Source organism: Halomonas sp. NO4 (genome assembly GCF_010994375.1).
Lineage (GTDB): Bacteria > Pseudomonadota > Gammaproteobacteria > Pseudomonadales > Halomonadaceae > Halomonas.
Window position 1 is genome coordinate 1 of the sequence record NZ_WHMA01000062.1, and the last position, 7,423, is coordinate 7,423.

The window sequence follows — 7,423 nt, forward strand, 5'->3', positions numbered from 1 at the left end:
AACGCGATCAGCGATTAGAAGCCGCCTGACTCCAGGTTCCAACAAGCTTGACAGGCATCGTGGCTAAGAGTGCGCACGTAGAAGAAACCTGGGCGCTGTACCAGCTCCATGCCCATGTTGGCATAAGCCTCAACGTAGTAGCGGTCACGCTCTTTGAAGAGCTCATCAAACAGCGGGTTGGGAACCAGCTTCCCGTCCACATACTGCGTCTGGTTGATCACCTGGCCAGAAGTCATCTTGCGAAAGGCCTCCTGGCTCAAGCGTCGGTTGACGACCGGCCGCCAGGTGTTCGGCTCATGGGGGAGGGGTGTATCGCTCATGGTGTGGTCTCCTTGGCAGGGGCCTCGTGAGGAATGAGGGGATGGTACGACAGCGCCAGCTCGCCATGGACGATTACGTGGTGCTGGAAGCGGGCGTGAAAGCGAAAGTCAGGCAGTGCCATGACCCAGTCGAGGGCTTCGAGGAGGTCGTTCAGAGTGTACCCCTCGAGGCGGCTTTCCAGATAGCAGTGGAGCGCGGCATGAAGATCCCGGCAGTCCTCGGGGGTGGCCCATTGCTCAAGCAGCGTCTGGATCTCGTGCTGGCGCAACTGTTCGCGCAGCTCGGCTTCCGACAGCCCGGCGCGTGCCGGATCGATGGTAATGGCTCCGGCCCGGTCACGTTCGGCCCGCAGCTCTTCAATGCGCCGGTCGGTGTACTCCTCGATGTCGGCCCGGTGGTCAATGTCATGCCAATCGAGCCGGGCGAAGCGCATGCGCTTGATGCCCAGGAAGGTGCCGGGTGACTGGATAGCAGGATGGCGCACCGGGATGTACATGTTGCGGAAGCTGTCATCGTGACGCTCTTCCGTGGCGACCTTGAGAGCATTAAAGGCGCGTTCGATGCAGTCGTACTGCTCCCGTTGATGCCGATCCTGGCGGACGTATCGCTCTAGAGAGAGGCGCAGCGTATCGATATCATTGACGTAACTATGAATCGCGTTGGCCGATAGCTGCAGCTCCTCATTCAGTGAGGGGAAGGCGCTGTCGGCAGTGAGCTTGGCGATGCGGCGAATGGCCGTTACCGCCGGGATGCCTTGCTTGAAGCGTGTTTTGGGGTCGAGGAATTCCAGGGCCGGCAGAATGTAGCGCTGGTAGATGCGGTTGATGTGTTCCAGGGCCTTGCGGGTTTCGGTCGCTCCTTCGATGCTGCCCACGTCCTGCTGCTCCACCAGATCCGCCAGGTGGTCCCCCTGGGCTTCCAGAGCAGCGATGCTCTCCTGCATCTTGCCCAGTGTGTCCTGTATCCGACGCCGAAGAAGACGCAGTTCATCGGTGAAGTTTTCATCCGCTATGTCGATCGGCAGGCGCTGTATCGCGGCAAGGCTCTGGTTGAGACCCTCCCGCAAGTCTTCCAGCTCGGCCTGGCTCAGGCCCCGCATGCGGCCGATATCGAAATGGCGCAGCATGTCCACGACGAACGGCGCCAGCACCAACGTGCCGCGGGCCTGGTCGATGCGCACGATCAGGCGCTCACGCAGCAGGTTGTCCTCCGCTAGGGTATAGCGAATGCGCTGACATTCGACTTCAGTGCCGTGAGTGGCCTGAGCCGCCACCGCTTGCCTGACCAGGCCCCGGTACAGGCGGATGGGGATCTCCACGTCCCCATCGTTCTCTTCGATGTAGGCCACCAGCTGAGTGAATAGCTGCCGGTGGTCGATGAGCTGCTTCAGGATGAAGGGCGACTTGATGTTCACTGGCCGGGCTCCTCCTCGGGGTGGGGGATCGCCTCCTCATCGGCGCCAGCCTCTCGCAAGGTGATCTTCCCTTGGCGGGTGAGTGACTCGCAAAGGCCATGGTGCACAACCGTGCGATTCTCGGCATAGGCCCGGCTGGCGTGGAAAAGGCCCAGGTGGACGTAGTTGCCGAGCACCTGGGTGATCTTCGAATCGCGGTTGGGATTGGCCACGAACAGGCAGTAGCCGTGTTGCTCGGCCATCTTTCGGGCGGTACGCATGTTGCGGGTGGCCAGGGAGCCGAATTCGTCCATTACCAACGGCATCGTCACCTGCGCCTCGCCGTCCATTAGTCGCGACATCAACACCGAGAGCAGGTTGGTGGTAATCATCATGGTGGTGCCGTTGGACTGGGCGTTGGTCGTCCACCCGTCCTCGCCGCGCTTGCGGTAGCTGTAGGTGACCCGTTCCAGAATCTTGTCGAGGCTGAGCAGGATCCCGGTGCGCCGGGCATCCCTGTTGAAAAAGTCCGCCTGGAATGCCTTGAGCTGGCTGTAGACGCGGTCATCCTGCAGTTCGTCGCTGAGCAGGTCGGCCTTGTCGAGGTTGGCCAACAGTTGCTGGAAGCGCGGGTGAAGCTGGTACTCCACCCGAACCGCTTCAAGATCAGAAATCGTGAACTGGCCCATCTCGGCGTTGATGCGGTTCATGAAGGCTGTGACCTGCTCCTTGGCCGTGCGCAGGATCTCGACCTGGGTGTGCGTGGTCTTGTTGTGTCGCTCGACCTTGTGCCGGTGATTGGCTTCCTGGGTGTCGAGGTTGTCGTAGACCGCCTTCAGCTGGTCGTGGAAGTCTTCCACCTGCTCGCCGGTGAAAGCGCTGATATGGGCCTGGCTGTCCATGTTGGGCAGGATGTTGATGGCAAGCAGCTTGCGCAGGTGGTCATGCACCTTCGTGCGCAGTGCGCTCAGCTTGTCGACGTCCTCCTCGAGCGCAGCAATGGTCGCTTCGGTGACGGCGCATGGCGTCGGGGAAAGGTGTCGGTGGCGTCCCTCCAGGACGTTGTTGGCGTCCTTGCCAATCCTGTTGAGCCGCTGACGAATGAGCTTTATCTGTTGGGCCTGGTCCTGAATCAGCTTCTGGTCCTGGCGGGCGGCCTTGCGTTGGGTCTCAGCCTCCTGCCAGTCGGCTTCAGCGGTCTCCAACTGGCGCTTGTGCTCAGCCAGAGCCGTGTCCAGCTCCTTCAGCTCTGCTTCCAGGGACTCGAGGTTCTCCTTGTTGGCGTCGAGGGCATTGAGGGAGTTCTTGTCCCGCTCTGCCTTGCGCATCTTCTGCTCGGCGGCCTTGCGTCGCTTGGAAATCTCCTCGGCGCTCAGGGTGGCTTCTTCTATGTATGTTGCCCGGCGCTTTTCATCGCGCTCAATGCCGGCCCGCAGGTCATTGAGCTCATGCTGCATGCTCTGCCGCGTTTTTTCGGCGTCGTAGCCCTTGTAGGCGATGCCCTTCAGCGTGATGCGTTGTTGGGGCTGGCCCAGGACGAGGTTGCCGTCTTCGGAGTGGAACTGGCGGCTGAACTGGATGAACGCCTGCTTCTGTTCGGCGGTCAGCTCCCCGTGGGTGGTGCCCAGAACGGTATTCAGCGAGTAGAGGATGCTCGCGTCGCGCACCTTCAGATCGTCCAGCAGGGTGGGTGCGCGGCTGGACAGCTGTTTGTCCAGTTGCAGCGCCTGGCGCTTGTTCCCCTCGAGCCGCCGGTTTACCTGCGACAGGTTCTCTTGGGCCACGGCCTTGTTGTCGTACCCGGCCATGGCCTCGACCTGCTCGGCTACGTGCTCATCCAGGATTTCAATGATCTCCGAGCGCGGCATGCCATGGTATTCGTTGATGGTGGCATGGGCGGCATTGATCTGCTTGCGAAGCTCATCGGCCTGTTTCTGAGTCGCCTTCACGTCGGCCGCAACCCCCATCACCGCCTTCTCGCTGTCACGCTTGGTCTGAGCCAATGTCTCCGCTCGGCTTTCCGCCTCCTGAAGGGTCTTGGCGGCAGTCTCCTGTACCTCTGACAGGCGCTCCTCCTCGACGGCCACGCTGTCATCGAGGTCGGCATACCCCTTTGCGGCGGTGCCTCGCAGCTGCTGTTCGTGCAGGAAGTGGCTGTTGAATGCCTCCCAGTAGTCGGAGGCGTTGCGGATGCGCGTGATGCGGTCGCCTTCCTCGCGCAGCTGGTTCGCCTCCTCTACGATGGCGTTGAGGTTGATGTTCAGCTCTTCCTGCTTGCGGCTCTTCTGCCCCTCGATGATCGTGGCCAGCGTGTCCGGCAAGGTGCGCTCATCCTGGGCGGTGATGTCGAAGGCGAGGTGCACCAGCTTGCGCCAGGCATCCATCTCCCGCTTGCCGGCGCCATTGCGCAGAGGCAGCAGGCTGTACCGGCCGGCTTTCTTGTCGTAGGGCTGATTGGTGAACAGGCGCTCCTGAATGGTCTTCCCATCACTCAGCGGCTCTCCGCCCATCTCGCGTAGGGCGCTTTTCGTCCCCTGCAGGGTCATGCTCTCGACCGGGGCGCCGATCCCGTCATCCGCCGCGGCCTCAACGTCCCAGAACAGGTGCTGGATGTCGGCGTAGGGGCGGGGTACGACCATCCGCGCGTACTCCAGCTGGTCGGTCGCGCTGCCGCGATGCAGGACGATGCAGAAGTCATTGTGGGGGTTCTCGGCCTCCAGAATGATGAACGTCCGATCCTCGGGGAAGTAGTAGCGGAAGCTGGCCAGGCCGTCGTAGACCTTGCCGTTGGTGCCCCGGAAGTTGAACTTGCTGGCGCATTTGCGGAAGTTGACCTCGGGAAGCAGGAACAGCTTCAAGGCGTTGAGCATCGAGGTCTTGCCGAGATTGTTCTCGCCAAACAGAGCCGTGTGTTGATCGATGCGAATCTGGGTGTAGGCGTAGGCCGCGCTGTTGACGAAGACCAGCTGCTTGAAGCGGAAGGTGTCGAAGGTATCAAAGCCCAGATTCATTGGGGGGTCTCCGCGGTAGAGGGTGGCGGGATCAGGTAGGTTTCCTGTTCGAGGTGCCGGCCGGTCTTGAAGATCAGTCCGCCCACATAGGCGCAGGGCGGTGAGCGGCGAATGTGTATCGCCAACTGTTCGCGCTGGCCCTTGTCGATGGTTCGAAGGGAGGCTTCGAGACGAGCCGGGAGGTCAGCTGGCGCGAGGAAGAACAGCGGCGGGAGGTCGCCCCGCTGGTAGAGGGTGTCGCACATGCGCACGCCGCCAGGGTCAGGGTCGAACAGACAGCCGATCTCCCGGTACTGCTGGAAAACCGGGGTCAGCAGGTGGTTGGTGATGCTGTTGCCGCTACCGTAGAGAATGTCAGCCTCCTGCCACTCGGGGCCGAGCCCGCACTCAGGGAGCAACGCCAGCGTGCCGGTGAGGTTCAGGAAGTTCTCGAGGTTCTCCACGATCACGGCACGCTCAGCGGGCGGAGCGGCAGTGCCGGTGTCGATGGTGCCGTGTGCATCGACCAGTAACACCTGCGGATGCGACTGACGCCGGCTGCGCACCGTGAGCATGACTCCGCTGACCCGCGCGTTGTGACTGTTGCCCAGCGCCGCCTGGTCGATCCGGGATGAGGCGTGCTCCACATCGACCGCGGCTCGCCACTGGTCAATGACGCCGGGAGCGATGCCGGTATAGGTGACGAGGTTTCGTTTCACATGCTGGCGCTCGGCGCCATCGAGCAGGTCGTCGATCATCAGGCCGAACTGACGGGCGGCTTGGCGGAGCTTTAGTTCAGGTACCGGCGATTCTTGCTCCAGTTTCTTAAGATACCCGAGGAGCTGCGTCCGGCTGATGCGACGGTGTGGAGCCATAAAGCCTTCCCTGGCGAGAGCCGATGGTGCAATCACTGTATCACGCGATGTAGATACCAATTTGACCTTGGTGGCTATAGCCGTATCTGGCCAAACTTGGCACTGCATAAGGTGATTCAGAGTGTTACGCATTGCGTGCCAGTAATAAAGTCGCTCCAGTCTTGCATCATAGACCGCCGTTTTTCGAACAGGTCGCCCCGCCGGTAGGCGGCCTCTACCTTGTTTTCGATGGTGTGGGCCAGTGCCATTTCGGCGACATCCCGTGGATAGCTGGAAACTTCGCCTGACCAGTCTCGAAAGCTGGAGCGGAACCCGTGTGGGACGTAGTCGCCACGATTGCCACCGACTCCGTAGCCCATGCCTCGCATCAGCTGCAGCATCGCCATGTTCGACAGGGGCCTACCGAGCCGTGCACCAGGGAATACGTATGGGTTACCCTGCACCCGAGGGAGGTCGGAAAGCAGTGACACTGCCTGGGTGGATAGCGGAACTCTATGCTCCCGACGCGCTTTCATGCGCTCGGCTGGTATCGTCCAAGTGGCATTTTTGAGGTCGATTTCCGGCCACTCCGTGCGCAGGACTTCCGAAGTCCGCGTCGCTGTCAGGATCAGGAACTGCAGTGCCTTGGAGGAAATGCTGGTATAGCCCTGAAGCTCGGCAATGAAGGCTGCAACTTCATCGTATGGCATAGCCGGATGGTGGCTGACATTTTTGACCCGGGAGGGCTTGGCCAGCAGCTTGTCCAAGTGGCCACGCCACCTAGCGGGATTGGATTCATCGCGGTACTTGTGAGCTGCGGCATAGTCCAGGACGTTTTCGATTCGCCCCTGTACCCGCTTCGCTGTTTCTGTCTTCGACGCCCAAATAGGATTGAGAATCGATACGATGTCTTGGGTGTCGATCTCGTCAACCGGCATATGGCCAATTGCCGGGCGAGCATACGTTTTCAGCGTGCTTACCCACTGTCGAGCGTGCTTCGCATTGCGCCAACTGCGCCGGTGGGATTGGATGTAACGAGCAGCGCAACTCGTGAAGGTGGGAGTAGAGTTTTCTTGCTGTTCTACATCTCGCGCCTGAATCGGGTCGGTTCCGTCTTTGGCAAGTCGACGATAATGCTCAGCCTTGCGACGAGCATCAGCCAGACCGGTGTCAGGGAAGCTTCCCAGCCCCATCTCACGGCGCTTGCCCTTCAGTGTGAATCGGAGCACCCACTTCTTTGCCCCGCCTCCTGAGACTACCAGACGAAGGCCGCCGCCATCCTCGTGCTTGCCAGGCCCCGCGGTTGCAACCTTGCGCGGACTGAGCTTGTGTATTGCCATCGCTGCCCTACCTCTATGGAAGGGGAATAGTCCCCCAAATGGTCCCCCAGATTGATTGGATTACGATAGACCTTGTGGGACGTTGGTGCAATACAAGCAGTTGATATAGAATGAATATATAGAGTTATCAGGACATCGTGGGAAGCTAAAACAACGGACTCCCCCTCCGCCACAGAATTTTGAAGGCCGTCAAGCAATTAGCTCGACGGCCTTCGTCGTTTTTGGGTTTTGGGAACACTCCTGGAGTTATAGTCAAATCTGGTGGATGGCAGTCAGGCGGCAGTCCTGTCTGACTGATCGGTTACTTGTTCCCCATCCCGGAACCGGACGTTATTCACGACCAGCTCCAGTTTGCTAAACCCCTTGATGCGCTTCCAGCGCTTCTCGGCGCTCTGGAGCAGCTTGAAGACCATCGCCAGGGTCGTCGCCCGGGAGCCGCAGTTCCGGCTGCGCTTGGTCCTCAGGCGGACCGTGGCGAAGGTCGACTCGATCGGGTTGGTGGTGCGGATATGCACCCAGTGCTCT

General features: G+C 60.6%; 5 protein-coding genes and 1 pseudogene. All 6 read right to left on the bottom strand.

Annotated elements, in window-relative coordinates:
- Positions 1–14: 14 nt before the first annotated feature.
- Positions 15–320 (bottom strand): hypothetical protein, encoded by a 306-nt coding sequence (locus tag FEF15_RS18710; RefSeq protein ID WP_163560914.1) that lies wholly within the window; start codon positions 318–320, stop codon positions 15–17.
- A complete protein-coding gene (locus FEF15_RS18715) occupies positions 317–1,735 on the bottom strand; it encodes a hypothetical protein (RefSeq protein WP_163560916.1) in 1,419 nt (472 codons plus the stop codon). Before FEF15_RS18715 ends, FEF15_RS18710 begins: the two co-directional genes overlap by 4 nt.
- Positions 1,732–4,725: a hypothetical protein gene (locus FEF15_RS18720; RefSeq protein ID WP_163560918.1), complete on the bottom strand. Its 2,994-nt coding sequence runs from the start codon at positions 4,723–4,725 to the stop codon at positions 1,732–1,734. The genes FEF15_RS18715 and FEF15_RS18720 overlap by 4 nt, the downstream gene beginning before the upstream one ends.
- Positions 4,722–5,579: a hypothetical protein gene (locus tag FEF15_RS18725; protein ID WP_163560920.1), complete on the bottom strand. Its 858-nt coding sequence runs from the start codon at positions 5,577–5,579 to the stop codon at positions 4,722–4,724. The genes FEF15_RS18720 and FEF15_RS18725 overlap by 4 nt, the downstream gene beginning before the upstream one ends.
- 116 nt (positions 5,580–5,695) lie before the next feature.
- A complete protein-coding gene (locus FEF15_RS18730; RefSeq protein WP_163560923.1) occupies positions 5,696–6,898 on the bottom strand; it encodes a site-specific integrase in 1,203 nt (400 codons plus the stop codon).
- A 272-nt stretch (positions 6,899–7,170) separates the two neighbouring features.
- A pseudogene (locus tag FEF15_RS19560) lies at positions 7,171–7,423 on the bottom strand (IS256 family transposase); the annotation flags it as partial.